Genomic DNA, 18,777 nt, shown 5'->3' with positions numbered 1-18,777 from the left:
GGCCAGCTCCGCGGGGGCGGCCCCTCTCTTCCCTCCGCGGCCCCCGGGCGGTTAGAGCGCCCCGGAACACTGGGGGGGGCGCCTGGGGGCGCCCCGACCGTTAATCGGCAGATCCCGGTGCCGTGACCCCCTTGACCGACCCATTGGTACAGACCAAAATCCAGCCATACCCGTTCGAGCCTGGAGCTCACCCCCACGTCGGGCCGACCTTCCCCTGTCCGCAGGCAGAAAGTGACCGACGTGAAACCGCTCCGCCGCACCGCCATGTCCCTGTCCCTCGTCCTCGCCGCCACCGCGCTGCTCCCCGGATGCGGCGTCCTGCCCGGCGGGGACGAGGAGCAGCGGACCATCACCGTGTGGTTCATGAAGGACAGCGCTTCGGCGGATTTCATCAAGCGGTTCACCGAGGACTTCGAGCAGCAGCACGGCGACATCGACCTGGAGATACGTATCCAGGAATGGACCGGCATCGGCGACAAGGTCAAGGCCGCGCTGAAGGCCGAGGACGGCCCGGACGTGATCGAGGTCGGCAACACGCAGGTCGCTCAGTACGTCGACGAGGGCGGGCTCCATGACCTCACCCTGGAGTCCGCGCGCGATCTCGGCATGAAGGACTGGCTGCCGGGTCTGGCCGAGCCGGGGCGGTACAACGGCAGTCAGTACGGCGTGCCCTGGTACGCCGCCAACCGCGTCGTCATCTACAACAAGGACCTCTTCGCGCAGGCCGGGATCGAGCAGCCGCCGAAGACGCGGGCGCAGTGGCTCACGGATACGCAGCGGCTCAACTCCGGGGGAAATCAGGGGATCTACCTGGCGGGCCAGGACTGGTACACCCTGTCGGGGTTCATCTGGGACGAGGGCGGTGACCTGGCCAAGGAGACGAACGGGGTGTGGCGGGGCAGCCTGCACTCGCCCGCGGCGCTGCGGGGCATGGAGTTCTACCGGCAGCTCCAGGCGCTGGGTTCGGGCCCCCGCGACGCGGACGAGGAGCATCCGCCGCAGGCCGGGGTGTTCGCGCGGGGTGACGTGGCGCAGATCGTCGCCGTGCCGGGGACGGTGCGGGCGATCGAGGAGAAGAATCCGAAGCTGAAGGGGAAGCTCGGCTACTTCCCCATCCCCGGGAAGACGGCGGGCAAGCCGGGGGCCGTCTTCACCGGTGGGTCCGATCTCGTGGTGCGCGGCAAGACCGGTGACCGCAAGGGTGCGGTCGCCGTGATCGAGGCGCTCGCCGGGAAGAAGTGGCAGACGGAGCTTGCCCGGACCATGAACTACGTGCCGAACAAGACGACGCTTGCCTCTGCCGTGTCGGATGAGCCGGGGGTCGCGGCGATGGCCGCGGGGGCGGCGCGGGGGCGGGCGACTCCGGCCTCCCCGAAGTGGGCAGCGGTGGAGGCGGACAATCCCATCAAGGCGTACATGTCGAAGGTGCTGGGCGGGGGTGAGGCGGCGGTGGAGGCGGGGGTGGCTTCCCGCCGGATCACCAAGGAACTGGACGTGAGCGGGCCGTGAGGGGCGTTCTCTTTCCCCAACCCCGCCCCTTCCCGAGACTTTCCGGCTGCGCCGGCCGCGAGGTGGCCGCAGATCACCGGCTTCGCCGAGTTCGTCCTCAAACTCCCCCAAGCTCTTGAAGAGCAAGGGGGACCCCCTCGACGGGCTGAAAGGCTACGGGGCAATCGGGTGGGTGGGCGGGAAAGGTGGGGTTGGGGAAGGGAAAGACCTACCGCGCCACGCTCAACGACAACGCGAAGCGCCCCCTCTCATCCGTCCACCAATGCGTCAGCTTCAGGTCCGCCGCGGACAGTTCCGCCCGCACCCCGTCCTCCCGGAACTTCGCAGAGACCTCCGTCCGCATCTCCTCGTGCCGCTCGAAGTCGACCGCCAGGTCGAGCGCCGGGATCTTCACCGTCTGCGTGGCCCGCGACCGCAGCCGCATCTCGATCCACTCGTGCTCGCGGTCCCAGACGGCGACGTGCGAGAACGCGTCGGGGTCGAAGTCGGCGCCCAGTTCGCGGTTGATGACGGTCAGGACGTTCTTGTTGAAGGCGGCCGTGACGCCCGCCCCGTCGTCGTACGCGGAGACGAGCACCGACTCGTCCTTCACCAGGTCCGTGCCGAGCAGCAGCGCGTCACCAGGGGAGAGCAGGGCACGTACCGACGTGAGGAAGGCGGCGCGTTCGGCCGGCAGCAGATTGCCGATGGTGCCGCCGAGGAAGGCCACCAGACGCGGGCCCGGCGTGCCCGGCAGGGCGAGGCCGCGGGTGAAGTCGGCGATCAGGGCGTGTACGTCGAGTGCCGGGCGCGAGGCGAGGAGCGTGTTCGCGGCGCCGGTCAGCGCGCTCTCGCTGACGTCCACCGGGACGTACGTGTGCAGCGAGGGCAGCGCGTCGATGAGGTGACGGGTCTTCTCCGACGAGCCCGAGCCCAGCTCGATGAGGGTGCGCGCGTCCGTCACGGCGGCGATCTCCGCGGCGCGTGTCTGCAGGATCTCCCGCTCGGCGCGCGTCGGGTAGTACTCGGGGAGTGTGGTGATCTCGTCGAACAGGGCGCTGCCGCGTGCGTCGTAGAACCACTTGGGAGGAAGCGTCTTGGGCGTACGGGTGAGGCCTTGCAGGACGTCGGCGCGCAGGGCGGCGTCCGTGGCGTCCTCGGGCAGGGTGCGGGTCAGCAGGAACGGGCTCACGCGGTGGGCTCCTTGAGCGGGGTCAGCAGGACATCGGTACGGCTCGCGGCGAGCAGCGTGCGGTCGGGGACCTGACGCCAGTGCGGATCGTCGTCGTAGGGCTCGGAGGCCACGACGGTGCGGCGGCCCGGTTCGGTGAGATACCAGAGGGTGTCGCCCCAGGCGGTCGCCGCGATCGTCTCGCCGTTGGTGAGGAGAAGGTTGAGACGTGATCCGGGGGCCGCCTCGGCCACCTCGGTCACGGTGTCCGCGAGGGCCTGTCCCTCGTCGTCACCGCCGCGCAGCCGGTGCAGGACGAGCGCCCACACCAGCGCGGAATCGCAGCGCGCCTCCATCGAGAGCAGCTCGGCGGGCGGCAGGCCCGAGGTGAGCGGTCCGAGAGAGCGTGGCCAGCCCGCCACCGCGCCGTTGTGGCTGAACAGCCAGGCTCCGGCGGCGAACGGCGCCGCCGCCGCTTCCCCGTCGGCGCCCGCCACGGTCGCGTCCCGCACCGCGGCGAGCAGGGCACCGGACCGTACGACCCGGGCGAGGTCCGCGAAGGACCGGTCGCCCCAGATCGGCCCGGCACGGCGGTAGCGGGCGGGCTCGGGATCGCCGTCGGCGTACCAGCCCACCCCGAATCCATCGGCGTTGACCGTGCCGTAGCGCTGCTGCCGGGGCGCCCACGACTGGCGGAACAGGCTGTGCTCGGGCTCCACCAGGAGCTTGCCCAGCGGCTCCTGGGGTCCCAGGTAAGCGAGGTGACGGCACATCAGACGGCCTCCGCCGGGCCGCTGGGCCCGGTCCCGGACGGACCCGCGTCGCGAGCCGTGCGGAATCCGGAGAAGATCTGCCGCCGCACCGGATGGTCCCAGTTGCGGAACGTGCCCCGGCAGGCCACCTCGTCCACGGAGAACGCACCGCCCCGCAGCACCTTGTAGTCACCGCCGAAGAACACGTCCGAGTACTCGCGGTAGGGGAAGGCGGCGAAACCCGGATAGGGCAGGAAGTCGCTCGACGTCCACTCCCACACGTCGCCGATCAACTGGCGTACGCCGAGCGGCGATTCACCGGCCGGATAGCTGCCCGCCGGAGCCGGCCGCAGGTGCCGCTGGCCCAGGTTGGCGCGCTCGGGCGTGGGGTCCGCGTCGCCCCACGGGTAGCGCATGGACCGTCCTGACGCCGGGTCGTGCCGGGCGGCCTTCTCCCACTCCACCTCGCTGGGCAGCCGCCGGCCGGCCCAGCGGGCGTACGCGTCCGCCTCGTACCAACTGACGTGCAGGACCGGCTCGTCGGGCGGCACGGCCTCCACCGTCCCGAAGTGGCGGCGCAGCCACTGCCCCGCGTCGCGGCGCCAGAACAGCGGCGCCGAGAGCTTGTTGCCCCGGACCATGTCCCAGCCCGCGGGGGCCCACCAGCGCTCGTCCGTGTAGCCGCCGTCGGCGATGAAGCGCTGGAACTCGGCGTTGGTCACCGGCGTCGTGTCGATGAAGAACGGCGGGACGAGGCGGTGGTGCGCCGGACGTTCGTTGTCCAGCGCCCACGGTTCGGTGGACGTGCCCATCGTGAACGGGCCGCCGGGGACGAGGACTTCGGAAGGACCGGTGAACGGCGGCGCGGGAGCGGGATCGGGAGCGGTGAGCGCCGTCGGCCCCGAGCGCAGCTGATGGGTGATCAGCATCGTCTCGTCGTGCTGCTGTTCATGCTGCGCGATCATGCCGAACGCGAAGCCCGCGTCGGTCAGCGGCGAGCCGCGGAACGGCGTGCTCTCCAGGACGTCAAGGGCGCGCCCGCGCACCTCGGCCGCGTAACGGCGGGCCTCGGCGGGGGCGAGCAGCGGCAGGGTCGGCCGTTCGGCGCGGGGATGCTCGAAGGCGTCGTACAGACCGTCGATCTCCGGCCGCATGGCGTCACGGCCGGCCACCGCCCGCAGCAGCCACAGCTCCTCCTGGTTGCCGATGTGCGCGAGGTCCCAGACCAGCGGCGACATCAACGGCGAGTGCTGCGCGGTCAGTTCGGGGTCCTCGACACATGTGGTCAGGAGCGAGGTGCGGTCCCGGGCGGCGAGCAGCGCCGCCAGGGCGCGCTCCCGAAGGGAATCGGGGTCGCTGACGGTTCCGGTCATCGGAGGCTGCCCTTCTCGTGCTCGTTCTCGGTAACGGGCTCATGGTCGCGGTCGTGCGCCTGCGCACGGTGCCGGTCGAGCACGTCGTCGGCCGGGCAGCGGCCCCGGGCGACATAACGCTCGGCGTACCCGGCCACCGCGTCCCGCACGGTCGTGCTCGCGCCCATCCGGGGCAGCGCGTCGACGGCGGCGGCGAAACAGGCCGCCGCGGCCTCGCGCAGCTCGGGATCGGCGAGCCCGTGCCGGGCGGCGTCCAGATACAGCGGGCTGCGCGGCGCCGCGGGGGCGCCGGGCGGGCAGGCGCGCTCGGCCAGCGGCTTGACCGTGCGGTACGCGGTCTCGGCCGCCTGCGGATCGTCGAACAGCGCGCTCGTCACGGCGAGCGGCACGATCCAGCCGTCATCGCCCGGCTGGGCGTCGACCATCCGCAGCTCCAGGTGGCCGCGCGGGCGTACGGGCGGGAAGAGGGTGGTCAGGTGGTAGTCGAGGTCCTCACGGGTGGGCGGGCGCGGTGTGCCCGAACGCGCCCAGGCGCGGAAGGTCAGCCCTTCCGGGACGGCCCAGGCGGCGTCGGCCTGCTGCGCCCTGACGAACATCACCGGCGCGTCCAGGGCGTGCCGCGTCCAGGCTGCCCGCGGCTCCGCGTCCATCGGCGGCGCGGCGGACGTCCCCGGGTCGATGGCGGCCCACACGGCCTGCCGGGTGGACCGCCAGCCGGTGGCACGGCCTTCCTGGAGCGGCGAGTTGGCGAACGCGGCGACGAGTACGGCGCCAAGGAGATGCGCGAGCCGCCAGCGCCGCCCGTAGCCGAGCGGTCCCGGCTCCTCGTGCCCCGCGTCCAGGCAGATCTGCACGGACGCGGTGGAGCACATCATGCGCCGGCCGGCGGGGCCCGCGCGGTCGAGATAGCTCTCCATGGCGTCATAGCGCGGACGGTGCAGGATGCGGTTCGGCGGGCGCCATGGATCGGCGCCGATGCCGGTGAGGGTCAGATTCAGGGATTGCAGTCGGTCGCGTACGACGGACAGATCGGCCGACACGGCCGATACGCACTCCATGAGCGAGGCGGCGGGGAGCGAGCTGAGCTCTAGCTGGCCACCTGGTTCGACGGTGATCTGGGAGTGCAGGGGCAGGGCCCGCAGTGCGGCGTACGCCGCTTCGAGGCGGGCGGTGGACACGGGCGTTCGGAGCCGGTGCGGCTCGTGGATCAGCCATTCCAGTTCGACACCGGTGGCGCGAGGCGGTCCGGTCTTGAAGCAGATGCCGCTGACCAGCGCCTCCGCCTCGGCTTCGGATACCGCGGTGCCGTACTTCGCGCGGTAGGTCGTACAGTCGCCCTCGGGCATGCAGGGGTCCTCCTGTTCACAGTTCCGCCTGGTCCGGCGGTTGCGGACCACCCCGGTCAACTCGATGTGGGGTGGACCGAGTTGGTCTTGAGCCGGCACGCTCCGTCCTACCCAAGACCTTGTCGGCCGTTCGCACAAGAGTGCCCCTGGGGTCGAGTCGACGCCAGGGAATTCTGTTGCGGCGGACGATGCGAACCGCTCACCATGCGTTCATGTACGAGTCGGGGGACAGGACGGGGGAGCGGGTATGAGTGCCCGCCTGCGCGGGATCGCGCAGCAGACCGAGGAGATCGTCGCGGCGGGCCGGTATGTCACTGCCGGTGGCCGCGACGTGGTGATCGCGCGTGCGGTGGACGCCGCGCGCTCCGGCACGCGGATGTTCGGGCCCGCCGCGGTGCGCGTGACGCTGCCCGAGCCGACCTCCACGGTAATCGAGGTCACAGCGGAGAGCAGCTTGGAGGCAGCGCACAGGCTCGCCACCAGGGAAGACACCCCGGTGGCCGTCCTGAACTTCTCCTCCGCGCGCAATCCCGGCGGCGGCTATCTGAACGGGGCCCAGGCCCAGGAGGAGGCGCTGTGCCGTGCCTCCGCGCTGTACACGTGCGTGCGGTCGGCCCGGGAGTTCTACGACCACCACCGGGCCCACCGCGATCCGTTCTACAGCGACCGCGTCATCCACTCCCCGGCCGTCCCGGTCTTCCGGGACGACCGCGGGCGGCTGCTCGACGAGGCGTACACCGTGGGCTTCCTGACCTCGGCGGCGCCGAACGCGGGAGTCGTCGGACGGCAGACACCTGAGCGCGCGGGGCAGCTGCCCGACGCCCTGCTCGGCCGCGCCGAACGGGTCCTGGAGACCGCGCTGGCCTGCGGCTACCGGCGGCTCGTGCTCGGCGCGTGGGGCTGCGGGGTCTTCCAGAACGACCCGGTGGACGTGGCGGCCGCCTTCCGCGTCCAGCTCGACGAGGGCGGCCGGTTCCACGGGGCCTTCGAGCACATCGTCTTCGGCGTGCTCGACCGCACGCGCGGCGCGGTGACGCGGTCCGCCTTCGAGCGGGCGTTCGCGGACATGGCGGCTCAGCGCCGGCCGTAGCGAGCGGTTCTGCGCGGGCCGTAGCGGTTCAGCGCCGGCGACGGCGGCTCAGCGCCGCCCGTAGCAGCTCAAGCGCCGGCCACAGCGGTTCAGCGCCAGCCGTACCGCTCCTGGAGCCGCCGCACGACCAGGTTGAACCGCATCCGGTCGATGGCGCACGCCTCGCGCCGCATGCCCTTCTCGTGCACCCGGAGCACCCGGTCGATGTCGACCCAGGATTCGCGGCCCGTACGGTCCCACGGCCCGCTGCCGATCGGCACCCTTCCCCAAGCTCTCGGCTTCGCTCGAGCAGGGGAGACCCCATCCCAGTCGCCGTCATGCCGCTTGCTGGAAAGCTGCACGGCGAGCAGCGTGCCCCGGTCCTCGCGGGCGACGACGAGGACGGGGCGGTCCTTGCCGCGCCCGTCGTTCTCCTCGTAGGGGACCCACGTCCACACGATCTCGCCGGGGTCGGGGTCGCCGTCATGGGCGGGCGCGTACGTCGTCTGTACCCGCCCCACCTCGGCAGGCTCGACCTCGGTGGTCGCGGTGCGGCCCGTGCGGCCCGGGTTCGCGGACATCTGCGGTTCTTCGGTGTCGGCAGTCACGCGGGCCACCGTAGAGCCTGTCTGGCCCAACCCGCAGGGCGGGTCCGCCCGATGACCCGCAGGCTCGGTCCATGGCGCCACCTCGACACCTGCACCGCGCGCGGCTCATCGCCGTCCTCGCCCTGTGCGGCACGGCACTTGCCCCGGCTCTCCCGCCACCGCCCGCCCCCGCCGCCCCCATCGCACCCCCGCCGCGCACCGTCTCCGCGTGGCTGCCCTACTGGGACCAGAAAGCCGCGTACCAGGACGCCTTGCGCCACGCCGCCCAACTGCACACGGTCAGCCCCTTCTGGTACCGCACACAGCCGGCCGGGGACGTGGTGGGCCACACCGGAGCGGGGGAGCGCCGCGTCATCGACGGACTCCACAAGGCGGGCATCAAGGTCGTGCCGACCGTCATGGAGAGGATGGAGCGCGGCGAGCTCGCCTCCGTCGTCACCGACGAGAACCGCCGCGCGCGGCACATCGACGCGCTGCTGGGTGTCGTCCGCAGCCGCTCGTACGACGGGCTCGACCTGGACTACGAGACCATCGCGGCCACCGGGGACGCCGACTACAAGCAGGTGAGTTCCGGGTACGCGACGCTGGTCACCGACCTGTGCGCCCGGCTGCACGCCCTGCGGAAACAGTGCGTGGTCACCGTCTCGCCCAAGACACGGATCAGCGGCCGCGTCTGGGACTACCGCCGACTGGGCGCCGCCGCCGACCGGTTGCGCATCATGGCGTACGACCAGCACTGGGCGGCGGGATCGCCCGGACCGCTCTCCTCACCCGCCTGGTACGAGGAGATCCTGCGCCGCGCCACCGCCGAAGTCCCCGCCCGCAAGCTGGAGATGGGCCTGCCCGGCTACGGCTGGGACTGGGGCGAGGGCAGCCGCGACCGCGCCCGGCACGTCACCTGGAAAGAGGCGGAGGCCCTGCGCCGCAAGGTCGGGGCGCCCTACCGCCTCGATCCCGCGTCGAGCACGCCGCACTTCACGTACAACGACGGTGGCGGGCGCCGCACCGTCTGGTACCAGGACGCGCGCGGCACGGCCGCCCATCTGCCCGTCCTGCGGAAGTACGGCGTACGCCACACCGTCCTGTGGGCCCTCGGCTTCGAGGACCCGGCGCTGTGGGGCACGCTGGCCACCGCTTAGGCCACGGCGGGCCACTGCTCGTACCAGCGCTGGTCCGCCTCCAACTGCGCGGCAAGCGACACCAGGAGCGGCTCGCTGCCCGCCGGGCCGAGCAGCTGCGCGCCCACCGGAAGCCCGTCGTCCACCCGCCCGGCGGGCACGTTGACGCCCGGCCAGCCCAGGACGTTCCACGTCCAGGCGTAGGGGCAGGCGGCGATCATCGCCTGGTCGGTGCGCCAGCCGCTCAGCTTCGCCAGGGTGCCGATCCGGGGCGGGGGCGTGGCGGTGGTGGGCGTGATGACCACGTCGTACGTCGAGAAGACCGCGCCGACACGGCGGTGCAGGGCGGCCTCGGCGCGCCGGGCAAGGCGCAGCGGCGCACCGCCGAGCAGGCGGCCGAGGCGGGCGGCCTCCTTGGTGCGCGGGTCGAGCAGCCGGGGGTCGGGGACCTCGCGGACCCAGTCGGTGATGCCCGCCGTGGCGCGCGGCACGAAGTCGAGGCCGATCTGGCCGTAGCGCGGGTCGGCCTCCTCGACGTCGTGCCCCAGCGCGGCCAGCCGGTCCGCGAGGACGATGACCTTGCGCCGCACCACCGGATCGAGCCGCTTGGGCGTCGCGGTGAACGGCATGCGCAGCGAGAGCGCGATCCGCAGGCGGCCCGGCTCACGGGTCGCCGCGTCGACGGCGCTGATGGCCGGCGGCTTGTGCAGGTCGCCCTCGTGGTTGCCGCTCGCCGCGTCCAGGAGCAGCGCCGCGTCGGCGACGGTCCTGGCGAGCGGGCCGTTGACGGTGATGCCGTTGAAGGCCTCCGGCCACGGCCAGGTCGAGATCCGGCCGCGCTGCGGTTTGATGCCCACGAGATGCGTCCAGGCGGCCGGGATGCGCACCGAGCCCGCCCCGTCCGAGCCGAGCGCGGCAGGGACGAGTCCGGCGGCGACCGCGGCCGCCGAACCGCCGGACGACCCGCCGGGGGTGTGGCCGGTGTGCCAGGGATTGCGGGTGTCGCCGAAGCCGGGCCCTTCGGTGAACGGCCACTGGCCGAGCTCGCAGGTGTTGGTCTTGCCGACGATCACCGCGCCGGCGGCCCGCAGCCGGCGCACCGACTCCGCGTCCTCCTTCTTCGGAGGGAAGTCACCGCGGCAGCCGAACGCGGTCGGCTCGCCCGCGATGTCGGTGTCGTCCTTCACGGCGAGCGGCACGCCGAGGAGCGGCGGAAGACCGGGACCGCCCGCCGCCAACTCCTGGTCGGCGGCGTCCGCTTCGGCGAGCGCGGCCTCGGCGCGGACCAGCTTGAAGGCGTTGAGCACCGGCTGGGACGCCTCGATCCGGGCCAGCGTCCGCTCGGTCAGCGCACGCGAGGTCACTTCTCCGGCGGCCAGCGCACGGGCGGTCCGCTCCAGGCCGTCGGCACGGTCGGCAGTCATGTGGGGGCACCTTTGATCGGTGGGCAGGTGAACGCACGCTACCGGCCGGTAGGCCAACGCGGAACGAGAGCAGGGAAGTTCACGCCGCGCACGCCACCGCCAAGCGCCCCGACGTCCGCCCACAGCGCCCGGACGCCCGCCTGGGGGCGCCCCGTGACGGTCTGGAAAGATGAGCGGCGTCATGGTGCAGATACCTAATCAGCAGCCCACGCAGCAGCCCACGCAGCAATCCGTGCCGAACTCAGTGACCAACTCGGAGTCGAACTCAGTACCGAGCTCCGTGCCGACAAGCGCCGACGTCGCGCGTCTGGCGGGAGTCTCGCGCGCGACCGTCTCGTACGTCCTCAACAACACCAGCGCCGTCCGCATCAGCGAACCCACCCGCCGCCGCGTCCACGCGGCCGCCAAGGAACTGGGATACGTCCCGCACGCCGCGGCCCGCAGCCTGCGCGCGGGGCACACCCGGGTCGTCCTGATGCCGACGCCGCAGATCCCGGTGGGCCCGCTGTTCAGCGAGTTCTTCAACGAACTGCAGTGGGCGCTCAGCCGATTCGACTACACCGTCGTGCAGTACGGCAGCCTCGGCCTGACCGGCGAGGACGCGGCCCGCGCCTGGGCGGAGCTGCGCCCCGTCGCGGTCCTCGCGCCCGACGCGTCTGCGCTCGGGGCGCGCGGCGTGAGCGTCCTGAAGCGGTCGGGCGCCAAGGCCGTCTTCACGCTCGGCCCGCAGCGCGCCGAGGGTGCGCACGCCCTGCTCATGGACCAGCGCCTGGTGGGCCGGTGCGCCGCCACGCACCTCCTGGAGCGCGGCAGCCGGCGCATCGGCGTCGTGGTCCCGGAGGAGCGGGGCCTCGAACCCTTCTCACGGCCGCGCGTCGAAGGCATCCGCCGCGCGCTGCACGGCACGGACGCCACGCTCACCGAGCTGCCCCTCGCCTACACGGAGGATGCGGCGGCCCGGCTCGCGGCGGGCTGGCGGGAGCTGGGGATCGACGGAGTGTTCACGTACAACGACGAGTACGCGATGCTGCTGATGCGGGCGCTCCAGGACGAGGGGGTCGCCGTGCCCGACGAGACGGCGCTCATCGGCTCCGACGACCTGATGCTCGGCAGGCTCCTGCGGCCCCGGCTCAGCACGGTCCGCATCGAGCTTCCGTCAGGACAGAAACTCGCGGAGCTGGTCGACCGGGTCGTGCGTGACCCCGGCATGGAACCCGAGGTGCACGACGTGCTCGGCGCGACGGCAGTGCACCGCGAGTCCAGCTGACCCTTTCGCCTGCGGTCGTTCCTTACTGGTCCTGCGCCTCGGCCTTGGCCTGCTCCTCGGCGACGGACTTGCGGACCTCGTCCATGTCCAGCTTCCTGGCCTGACCGATGACGTCCTCGAGGGCCGCCTCGGGGAGCGCGCCGGGCTGCGCGAACACGGCCACCTGGTCACGGACGATCATCAGCGTGGGAATCGACTGGATGCCGAAGGCCTGCGCGAGCTCGGGCTGCGCCTCCGTGTCCACCTTCCCGAAGACCAGGTCGGGGTTGGCCTCGGCGGCCTTCTCGTAGACGGGCGCGAACGACCGGCACGGACCGCACCAGGACGCCCAGAAATCGATCAGGACAAATTCGTTGTCCGTGACCATCTGGTCGAAGTTCTCCTTGGTGAGCTCCACAGTCGTGCTGCTCATGGTTAGTTCCCTCTTCCTGGTATCGGGTGAAGCCGCCTTGCACAACGGCCCCGCCCGCGGACGTATTCCATCCGCGCACCGGTGCCGCTCCGCGCGCGTACCCATGTGGCCACGTCGCACACCTGGCACCACACTGGCTTCCATGACGGAATCGAAGGCGTACGACGTAGTGGTCCTGGGCGCTGGTCCCGTGGGGGAGAACGTCGCGGACCGGGTCCGTGCCGCGGGCCTGAGCGTGGCGGTGGTGGAGAGCGAACTCGTCGGGGGCGAATGCTCGTACTGGGCCTGTATGCCGAGCAAGGCGCTGCTGCGGCCCGTGATCGCCCGCTCGGACGCGCGCAAGGTGCCGGGGCTGCGGCAATCGGTGCAGGGCCCGCTGGACGCGGCGGCGGTCCTCGCGCACCGGGACGACTACGCATCCCACTGGAAGGACGACGGCCAGGTCGGCTGGCTGGACAGCATCGGAGTGGACCTCTACCGCGGCCACGGCCGTATCTCCGGCACCCGCCAGGTGACCGTCACGGACCCCGACGGGCCCCACGAGACGCTCACCGCGCGCCACGCCGTGGCGATCTGCGCCGGCACCCGCGCCGCACTGCCCGACCTGCCGGGACTCGCCGATGTGAAGCCCTGGACGAGCCGCGAGGCCACCAGCGCCGACCATGTGCCCGGCCGGCTCGCGGTGGTCGGCGGAGGCGTCGTCGCCGTCGAGATGGCCACCGCCTGGCAGGCACTCGGCGCGCAGGTCACGATGCTCGTACGGGGCGAAGGGCTGCTGCCGCGCATGGAGCCGTTCGCCGGGGAACTGGTCACCAAGGCGCTGACGGAGGCGGGCGCGCAGATCCGCACCGGCGTCTCCGTCACGGCCGTGCGGCGCGAGAACGGCACGGTCACGGCGACCCTCTCCGACGGCGGCACGGTCGAGGCCGACGAGATCCTCTTCGCCACGGGCCGCGCCCCGCGCACCGACGACCTGGGCCTGGAGACGATCGGCCTGGAGCCGGGCTCGTGGCTGCCGGTCGACGAGAGCCTGCGGGTGCAGGGCAGCGACTGGCTCTACGCGGTGGGCGACGCCAACCACCGTGCGCTCCTCACCCACCAGGGCAAGTACCAGGCGCGCATCGCGGGCGCCGCGATCACCGCCCGCGCGCAGGGCGTCCCCCTCCTGGAGACCGACCGCTGGGGCGCCCACTCCGCGACCGCCGACCACGCGGCCGTCCCGCAGGTGGTCTTCACCGACCCCGAGGCGGCGTCGGCGGGCCTCACCCTCGCGGAGGCGGAGGCGGCGGGCCACCGGGTGCGCGCCGTCGACCACGACATCGCGGGGGTGGCGGGCGCAGGCCTCTACGCGGACGGCTACGAGGGCCGCGCCCGCATGATCGTCGACCTGGACCGCGAGATCCTGCTCGGCGTCACGTTCGTGGGCCCCGGCGTCGGCGAGCTCATCCATTCGGCGACGGTCGCGATCGCGGGCGAGGTCCCGATCGACCGCTTGTGGCATGCGGTTCCGGCGTATCCGACGGTGAGTGAGGTGTGGCTGCGGCTGCTGGAGACGTATCGCGGTTAGCCACTTATGCGCCGGCGTGAAGGTGAGCGGCCCAGAGAGAGGGGGCGGCGGGCAGCATCTGGCGAACTGTGCGGATGGCGTGGTGCAGGGCGTCCGCTGCCCGGCCGGCATCGAGGGCGAGGCGACCGTTGACCGGAACGGAGGTGAGAGCGGCGTAGAAGGCGTCAGCGATCTGGACGGCGCGGTAGTCGTTGATGGCCCACAGGGTGCCGATGACGTGCGGGTACCCGGCAAGTTGGAAGGCTGTGGCCAGGTTGATGGCCTCGTCGCGGAGTTGAGTGTGGATGGTCACGGCGGTTTCGCAGGCTGACAGGTAGGCCAGTTGGACGTGGTCGAGGCGGACGGGAGCAAGAGCCGCGACAGTGAGCGGGGCGCTGTCGTGGTCGTGGACCAGTAGACGGCTGTGCGAGGGGTCGGTGGCATCGCTGACGCCGTGGCAGGCAAAGTGTGCAATCGAGCAGGTACCCAGCAGGCCGAGAACGTTGTCCTTGGTCGGCAAGGTGCTCGTGGCGGCAGAGGCGGAGGGGGAGAGGGCGGCATCGTCGGGGGGACCCGGGAGCGTGGGGTCGGGTTCGACGAGAAGGGCCGATTCGGGCAGGTGGGCGGCGACTTTGCGGGCCTCGTCGAGCACATGGTGCAGCCGGCCGGGCAGTCCGGGAGTGGTGGGCATCGCCACGATCGCCGCGCGCCCGGATGCTGTCAGGTCAGTGGAGGGAGGGTGGCGTCGGGCATACCGCAGAGCGCCGATCGTGGGGGTGTACGAGGACACGACCCGGTCCATCACCGCTCGGGCGGCAGGGTCGGGCGGCGAGGTGTGGTGGCCCGCAGCGTGAACGGGCAGCAAGCCGAGCAGTCCACCGGGCACCCACCAAATCCGGGGCCACACCTGGTCCGGCGCGGGCGCGGCATGGTGGCCAAGGGCATCCAGAACGGGGAAGGCGGCGTTGTCCCACAGCCACCGAAGGATCTGTGACACCTGCTGTTGAGCGGCTCTGCGGTCCTGCGCGGTGCGGTCGTGGCGGCCGGCGATTCCCAGGGCCTGATGAAAGGCAGTGACTTGGCTTGCCACCACGTCGATGGGCAGGCCCGGAAGCGGCAGGCAGGTGATGCCGTCCGCGGTCAGGAGCAGAGCGTCGCTGCGGTATCTGCTGACGTTGAACACGACGACCGGCCCCTCGGCGGCCTGGGCCAGAAGTTCGTCGGCAGTGGGCGGCAGGGCGAAGGACTCGAACCCGGGCAAGGCGTGGATCTCGGCCAGCAGAGCAACCCAGTCCTCCGCCAAGTGCCGCCGGTTCCGCGTGGCTCGCCCCGGATCGAGGAGGAGAGCGGCGGGGTCGCCGTCGGGATCGGCGGTGAATGTGGCGTAGGGCTGGTCGAGTTGGTCCCGCAGCCGGATGAAGTGGGCAGCCAGGTCGGGGCGTTGCCGGGTGAGCTCGGTGAGATCACCGCGGGACTCCAGCGCCTGGCCGAGCAGGACCGCTCGCCCCGTCTCAAGCAGCCGCAACGCCAAGGGCGCTCGTTCGCCCGCAGGTCTGTCGGGGTCCGCCAGCGCCAGCGCGGCCGCATCGGCTGCAAGCCCGGCGAAACCTCCCAGGGCGTACTGCTGGTCCGCCCGCTCCAGCTGACGTGGTGCCACCTCGGGCAGCAACCGCACTGCCTGCCCCAGCAGGCCCGCAGCCCGGCCGGGCTCGGATCCCACGGCGAGCGCACTCGCCGCGCGGGCGGCCCACACCCGAATCGACGGCGGTGCCACCTCGAGGTCCACCGCCTCTTGGTACGCGTCGATCGCCTCGCTCAGGTCGGTTTCTGCTCCGTCCTGCGTGAACCGGCGCTGCAGGGCATTGCCGAGGTCGAACAGGTATGTCGCACGTTCGATGTGGTCGGCAGGTGTGCCGGAGACCGCCTCCCGGTTGATGCGGACGGCCTCGTTCAGGTCGTTCTGTGCTCGGCTCTGGTCGAACCGGCGCTGCAGGGCACGACCGAGATTGGTGAGCCACCTCGGCCGGTCGGCGTGGCCGGCGGGTGCGACGGCCACCGCCTCCTCGAACCTGGTGATGGCCTCATCCAGGTCGGCTCGTGCTCCGTCCTGCACAAACCGGTCCTGCAGGGCGTTGCCGAGGTTGGACAGGTACGCCGCCCGTGCGTGGCGCTCGGCGGGTGTGGCGGCCACCGCCTCCTCGTACTGGGTGATGGCCTCGTCCAGGTCGGCTGCTGCCCCGAGCTGCATGAACCGGGTTCGCAGGACGACTCCGAAGTTGGAAAGCCAGGCGGCTCGTTCGGGGGCGTCGGCCGGGGCGGTGTCCACCGTCTCGCGGCCCAGGCGTGCTGCCTCGTCCAGGTCGGCCTGCGTTCCGGTGTGTTCGAACCGGCGCATCAGGGTGGCCGTCAGGTTGGAAAGCCAGCCCGCTCGTTGGGGGTGGTCGGCCGGGGTGGCATCGACTGCCTTTCGGCCCAGGTGTGCTGCTTCGTCCAGGTCGGCTCGTGCTCCGGTCCGCTCGAACCGGATGCGGAGGGAGCTCCCGACGCTGGACAGGATTCCGGCTCGTTCGGGGTGGTCGGCCGGGGTGGTGTCCACCGCTTCCCGGCCCAGGCGCACTGCCTCGTCGAGGTCGGCTTCTGCTCCGGTCTGCTCGAATCTGAGCATCAGGGTGGCCGCGCAATTGGTCAGCCACTTGGCCCGTTCGGGGTGCTCGGCCAAGGCGGTGTCCACTGCCTCTCGGCCCAGGTGTACCGCCTCGTCCAGGTCGGCCTGTGCCCCGGTGCGCTGGAACCGGACCCGCAGTGCGACCCCGAGGTTGCACAGCCAGCCGGCCCGTTCGGGGCTGTCGGCGGGGACACCGGTCAAGAGGTGTCGCCAGAGCGCGACAACCGTGCTGATCGAGTGGGCATCGGCCAAGGTGAGCGCGTGCTCGAACATGGAGAGGGCATAGGGGACCATCTCATCGGCAAGAGTGGGCACCAACGGCTCGGGCAGCCGATCCGGAGCGATGCCGGCGGTGAAGCACGGGGTGAGCATCGCGACCGCGGTCCGCAGGTCCTCCTGGTCCAGGCCCTCGGGTAAGGCCAAGTAGCGGTACCAGTGCAGCCAGCCCAGCAAATACCGGGACCACAGATCCTCGTCGTCGTCCCGCAACAAGGCGGCGAGCTTGCGCGCCTCCTCATACGCCTCGGGTGCCAGGGCTGACGCCGGATCCCGCGTCGCCTCCACCCGCTCCAACTGTCCCGCCACGGACTGCTGCAGGTCGGCGCGCGGATCCGCACCCGGGGCAACGCTGAGCGACTCGTCGGCGTCCATCTGCCCCGCCCCCTGCCTGCGGCGAAGTGCCTTTCGTACCAGGCTAGTTGGGTGATTGCCCAGGGTGCCAGGCCTTGCCACGCTGTACCCACACGGATGACGGGGGCAATCTGATGACGGGGGCAGGATGACGACGTCAGACCGAGTCGCGGCCGGAGTGGCTTACGTATGCGGCCACTTGGACGAAATCCACGGCACTCTGGGGGCCGGGGGAAGCGAGGCTTCGGCGCCTCTGCAACGGCTGTTGGCCGCCGTCCGGGCCGGACAGGACGTCACCGACCTGCTGGACGCGGTGCATGCGGCCGTTCAGGCCGCGGGCGATGCACTGGGGGTGTACGGGCAAGCCGGCCATCGCGGTCTCGATGCGGTGGGGGTGGAGAGTCTGGAGATCGTGTACCGGTGCCCGTTGCGGGTGTGCAGCGGGTGGGATGAATCCGATGCCCCGCAGTTCCCGCCGCGCTGTTCGATCAGCGGGCAGGAGCTGCCGCGCGAGTATCTCGACTGATGGGCGTGCTGTTGGGTGAACTCGGCAAGAGGCTTGCCGAGCGGTGGCTTTCCCTGCTGGTGCTGCCGGGGGCGTTGTACGTGGCGGTGGCCGCGGCGGCGGTCGACCTTGGCCATGCGCACGCCCTGGACCTGGGCCGACTCACCGACAAGATCACCAGTTATGCCGAGGCGCCGGCCGTGACGACCCTCGGTGGACAGGTCGTCGTCTTGGCCGCCGTGCTGGCAGGAGCCGCGGCGATCGGCGTGGCCGCCCAGGGCTTCGGCACGCTCTTCGAGCGGTTCGTTCTGGCCGCCGGGTGGCGCTCCTGGCCACGCCCTCTGGCCGCTCTCGCCCACCGCTGGGTCCACCGTCGACGGCGGCGATGGGACGCCGCGCACGCGACCTGGCACACCGAGTACCAGCGGGCAAGAGCCCCCGACGCCGCCGACCGGCCCGATCCCGAGGCGCGGCACTGGGCGGTCCGCGACCGGAACCGGATTGCGGTGGAGCGGCCTGATCGGCCCACTTGGAGCGGCGACCGGATCCATGGCGCGGCCCTCCGTCTCGACCGCGAACACCACCTGGACCTGGCCACCGTCTGGCCGCACCTCTGGCTCGCCCTGCCGGACGCGGTCCGCGGTGAGCTCACGGCTGCCCGCGCCGCTCTGTCCAGGGCCATGACGCTGGCTGCTTGGGCGGTTCTCTACGCGGTCCTGATCCTCTGGTGGTGGCCCGCCGCTCCCCTCGCCCTCGTCCTTGCCGTCGCCGCCCGCCACCGCATCCGCACCGCCACGGACACTTATGCGCAGCTCCTTGAGGCCACCACCCGCGTGTACGCCATCGAGCTGGCCCAACGCCTCGGCATCGACCATGCGGGGCCGCTCGACCAAGGCCTCGGCCGGATCCTCACGCACTGCCTGCGCGCCCGACTGCCACGCCCGCCGCTGTGACGCGGCGAGGCCCTCGCCCCCGTGTGTGGTGCGGGGGTGAGGGCCTCGGTCTGCTCAAGAAGGTCAGCCCTTGCGGGTCTTGACCTCTTCGGTGAGGGCGGGCACGACGTCGAAGAGGTCGCCGACCACGCCGTAGTCGACGAGGTCGAAGATCGGGGCCTCGGCGTCCTTGTTGATCGCCACGATCGTCTTCGAGGTCTGCATACCCGCCCGGTGCTGGATCGCCCCCGAGATACCCGAGGCGATGTACAGCTGCGGCGAGACACTCTTGCCGGTCTGGCCGACCTGGTTGGAGTGCGGATACCAGCCCGCGTCCACCGCGGCACGCGAGGCACCCACCGCCGCACCCAGACTGTCGGCCAGCGCCTCGATGATCGCGAAGTTCTCCGCCCCGTTGACGCCACGGCCACCGGAGACCACGATCGCGGCCTCGGTCAGCTCCGGACGCCC

The 18,777-nt window shown here is 71.8% G+C and carries 16 protein-coding genes; 7 read left to right on the top strand and 9 right to left on the bottom strand.

From position 1 onward, the window contains the following. The first annotated feature begins 264 nt into the window (after window positions 1–264). Window positions 265–1,509: an extracellular solute-binding protein gene (locus ACFWY6_RS30005; protein WP_384696811.1), complete on the top strand. Its 1,245-nt coding sequence runs from the start codon at window positions 265–267 to the stop codon at window positions 1,507–1,509. A gap of 208 nt (window positions 1,510–1,717) precedes the next feature. Here ACFWY6_RS30005 and egtD read toward each other — a convergent pair whose 3' ends face one another. The 4 genes from egtD to egtA are packed head-to-tail and all read right to left on the bottom strand — an operon-like array spanning window position 1,718 to window position 6,130. Next, on the bottom strand, window positions 1,718–2,680 hold the full coding sequence (egtD, locus tag ACFWY6_RS30000; protein ID WP_384696808.1) for an L-histidine N(alpha)-methyltransferase: 963 nt from the start codon (window positions 2,678–2,680) through the stop codon (window positions 1,718–1,720). Further along, window positions 2,677–3,432 carry an ergothioneine biosynthesis protein EgtC gene (gene egtC, locus ACFWY6_RS29995; protein ID WP_384696805.1) on the bottom strand — a complete coding sequence of 252 codons (756 nt, stop codon included), beginning with the start codon at window positions 3,430–3,432 and terminating at the stop codon, window positions 2,677–2,679. The genes egtD and egtC overlap by 4 nt, the downstream gene beginning before the upstream one ends. Further along, entirely contained in the window at window positions 3,432–4,784 is a 1,353-nt protein-coding gene (gene egtB / locus ACFWY6_RS29990) for an ergothioneine biosynthesis protein EgtB (protein ID WP_384696802.1), read from the bottom strand. The genes egtC and egtB overlap by 1 nt, the downstream gene beginning before the upstream one ends. Next, window positions 4,781–6,130 (bottom strand): ergothioneine biosynthesis glutamate--cysteine ligase EgtA, encoded by a 1,350-nt coding sequence (gene egtA, locus ACFWY6_RS29985; RefSeq protein ID WP_384696800.1) that lies wholly within the window; start codon window positions 6,128–6,130, stop codon window positions 4,781–4,783. The genes egtB and egtA overlap by 4 nt, the downstream gene beginning before the upstream one ends. Before the next feature lie 247 nt (window positions 6,131–6,377). Between egtA and ACFWY6_RS29980 the strand changes: the two genes are divergently transcribed. Next, window positions 6,378–7,220, top strand: a complete 843-nt coding sequence (locus tag ACFWY6_RS29980) for a TIGR02452 family protein (RefSeq protein ID WP_384696797.1) — start codon at window positions 6,378–6,380, stop codon at window positions 7,218–7,220. Window positions 7,221–7,309: 89 nt separating this feature from the next. On the opposite strand, the gene ACFWY6_RS29975 is transcribed toward ACFWY6_RS29980, so the two are convergent. Beyond that, the gene (locus ACFWY6_RS29975) at window positions 7,310–7,807 is read right to left on the bottom strand and encodes a type II toxin-antitoxin system PemK/MazF family toxin (RefSeq protein WP_384696795.1); all 498 of its coding nucleotides are present in this window, start codon (window positions 7,805–7,807) and stop codon (window positions 7,310–7,312) included. A 71-nt stretch (window positions 7,808–7,878) separates the two neighbouring features. Here ACFWY6_RS29975 and ACFWY6_RS29970 point away from each other — a divergent pair, with 71 nt between their 5' ends. Further along, a complete protein-coding gene (locus ACFWY6_RS29970) occupies window positions 7,879–8,946 on the top strand; it encodes a glycosyl hydrolase family 18 protein (protein ID WP_384696792.1) in 1,068 nt (355 codons plus the stop codon). Here the strand turns inward: ACFWY6_RS29970 and ACFWY6_RS29965 are convergent. After that, window positions 8,943–10,349 carry an amidase gene (locus ACFWY6_RS29965; protein ID WP_384696789.1) on the bottom strand — a complete coding sequence of 469 codons (1,407 nt, stop codon included), beginning with the start codon at window positions 10,347–10,349 and terminating at the stop codon, window positions 8,943–8,945. The two genes, ACFWY6_RS29970 and ACFWY6_RS29965, sit on opposite strands and share 4 nt — an antisense overlap. Window positions 10,350–10,530: 181 nt before the next feature. Here ACFWY6_RS29965 and ACFWY6_RS29960 point away from each other — a divergent pair, with 181 nt between their 5' ends. Continuing rightward, window positions 10,531–11,616 (top strand): LacI family DNA-binding transcriptional regulator, encoded by a 1,086-nt coding sequence (locus tag ACFWY6_RS29960; protein WP_384696786.1) that lies wholly within the window; start codon window positions 10,531–10,533, stop codon window positions 11,614–11,616. A gap of 22 nt (window positions 11,617–11,638) precedes the next feature. On the opposite strand, the gene trxA is transcribed toward ACFWY6_RS29960, so the two are convergent. Continuing rightward, window positions 11,639–12,028, bottom strand: a complete 390-nt coding sequence (gene trxA / locus ACFWY6_RS29955) for a thioredoxin (protein ID WP_135336227.1) — start codon at window positions 12,026–12,028, stop codon at window positions 11,639–11,641. Window positions 12,029–12,170: 142 nt separating this feature from the next. Between trxA and ACFWY6_RS29950 the strand changes: the two genes are divergently transcribed. Next, window positions 12,171–13,595: a dihydrolipoyl dehydrogenase family protein gene (locus ACFWY6_RS29950; RefSeq protein WP_384696783.1), complete on the top strand. Its 1,425-nt coding sequence runs from the start codon at window positions 12,171–12,173 to the stop codon at window positions 13,593–13,595. Between the two features lie 4 nt (window positions 13,596–13,599). Here the strand turns inward: ACFWY6_RS29950 and ACFWY6_RS29945 are convergent, their stop codons facing one another. Beyond that, the gene (locus ACFWY6_RS29945) at window positions 13,600–16,890 is read right to left on the bottom strand and encodes a CHAT domain-containing protein (protein ID WP_384696780.1); all 3,291 of its coding nucleotides are present in this window, start codon (window positions 16,888–16,890) and stop codon (window positions 13,600–13,602) included. A 178-nt stretch (window positions 16,891–17,068) separates the two neighbouring features. Between ACFWY6_RS29945 and ACFWY6_RS29940 the strand changes: the two genes are divergently transcribed. Continuing rightward, complete coding sequence (locus tag ACFWY6_RS29940) at window positions 17,069–17,395, top strand: hypothetical protein (RefSeq protein WP_384696777.1); 327 nt, start codon at window positions 17,069–17,071, stop codon at window positions 17,393–17,395. Further along, window positions 17,395–18,327 carry a hypothetical protein gene (locus ACFWY6_RS29935; protein ID WP_384696774.1) on the top strand — a complete coding sequence of 311 codons (933 nt, stop codon included), beginning with the start codon at window positions 17,395–17,397 and terminating at the stop codon, window positions 18,325–18,327. The genes ACFWY6_RS29940 and ACFWY6_RS29935 overlap by 1 nt, the downstream gene beginning before the upstream one ends. A 63-nt stretch (window positions 18,328–18,390) precedes the next feature. Here ACFWY6_RS29935 and ACFWY6_RS29930 read toward each other — a convergent pair. Further along, window positions 18,391–18,777: electron transfer flavoprotein subunit alpha/FixB family protein (locus ACFWY6_RS29930; RefSeq protein ID WP_384696771.1), on the bottom strand; the 387-nt coding region annotated here is incomplete at its 5' end.

It is taken from the genome of Streptomyces sp. NPDC059037 (assembly GCF_042740015.1).
GTDB lineage: Bacteria > Actinomycetota > Actinomycetes > Streptomycetales > Streptomycetaceae > Streptomyces.
The sequence above is the reverse complement of the archived record's forward strand: the minus strand, read 5'-3'. Positions and strand labels throughout refer to the sequence as shown.

What these genes read in the sequence shown, in the direction of transcription:
- trxA (WP_135336227.1), bottom strand. Translation starts at nt 12,028, where the DNA reads ATGAGCAGCACGACTGTGGAGCTCACCAAGGAGAACTTCGACCAGATG.
- ACFWY6_RS29950 (WP_384696783.1), top strand. Translation starts at nt 12,171, where the DNA reads ATGACGGAATCGAAGGCGTACGACGTAGTGGTCCTGGGCGCTGGTCCC.
- ACFWY6_RS29935 (WP_384696774.1), top strand. Translation starts at nt 17,395, where the DNA reads ATGGGCGTGCTGTTGGGTGAACTCGGCAAGAGGCTTGCCGAGCGGTGG.
- ACFWY6_RS29980 (WP_384696797.1), top strand. Translation starts at nt 6,378, where the DNA reads ATGAGTGCCCGCCTGCGCGGGATCGCGCAGCAGACCGAGGAGATCGTC.
- egtA (WP_384696800.1), bottom strand. Translation starts at nt 6,130, where the DNA reads ATGCCCGAGGGCGACTGTACGACCTACCGCGCGAAGTACGGCACCGCG.
- egtC (WP_384696805.1), bottom strand. Translation starts at nt 3,432, where the DNA reads ATGTGCCGTCACCTCGCTTACCTGGGACCCCAGGAGCCGCTGGGCAAG.
- ACFWY6_RS29965 (WP_384696789.1), bottom strand. Translation starts at nt 10,349, where the DNA reads ATGACTGCCGACCGTGCCGACGGCCTGGAGCGGACCGCCCGTGCGCTG.
- egtB (WP_384696802.1), bottom strand. Translation starts at nt 4,784, where the DNA reads ATGACCGGAACCGTCAGCGACCCCGATTCCCTTCGGGAGCGCGCCCTG.
- ACFWY6_RS29960 (WP_384696786.1), top strand. Translation starts at nt 10,531, where the DNA reads ATGGTGCAGATACCTAATCAGCAGCCCACGCAGCAGCCCACGCAGCAA.
- ACFWY6_RS29970 (WP_384696792.1), top strand. Translation starts at nt 7,879, where the DNA reads ATGGCGCCACCTCGACACCTGCACCGCGCGCGGCTCATCGCCGTCCTC.
- ACFWY6_RS29945 (WP_384696780.1), bottom strand. Translation starts at nt 16,890, where the DNA reads ATGGACGCCGACGAGTCGCTCAGCGTTGCCCCGGGTGCGGATCCGCGC.
- ACFWY6_RS30005 (WP_384696811.1), top strand. Translation starts at nt 265, where the DNA reads ATGTCCCTGTCCCTCGTCCTCGCCGCCACCGCGCTGCTCCCCGGATGC.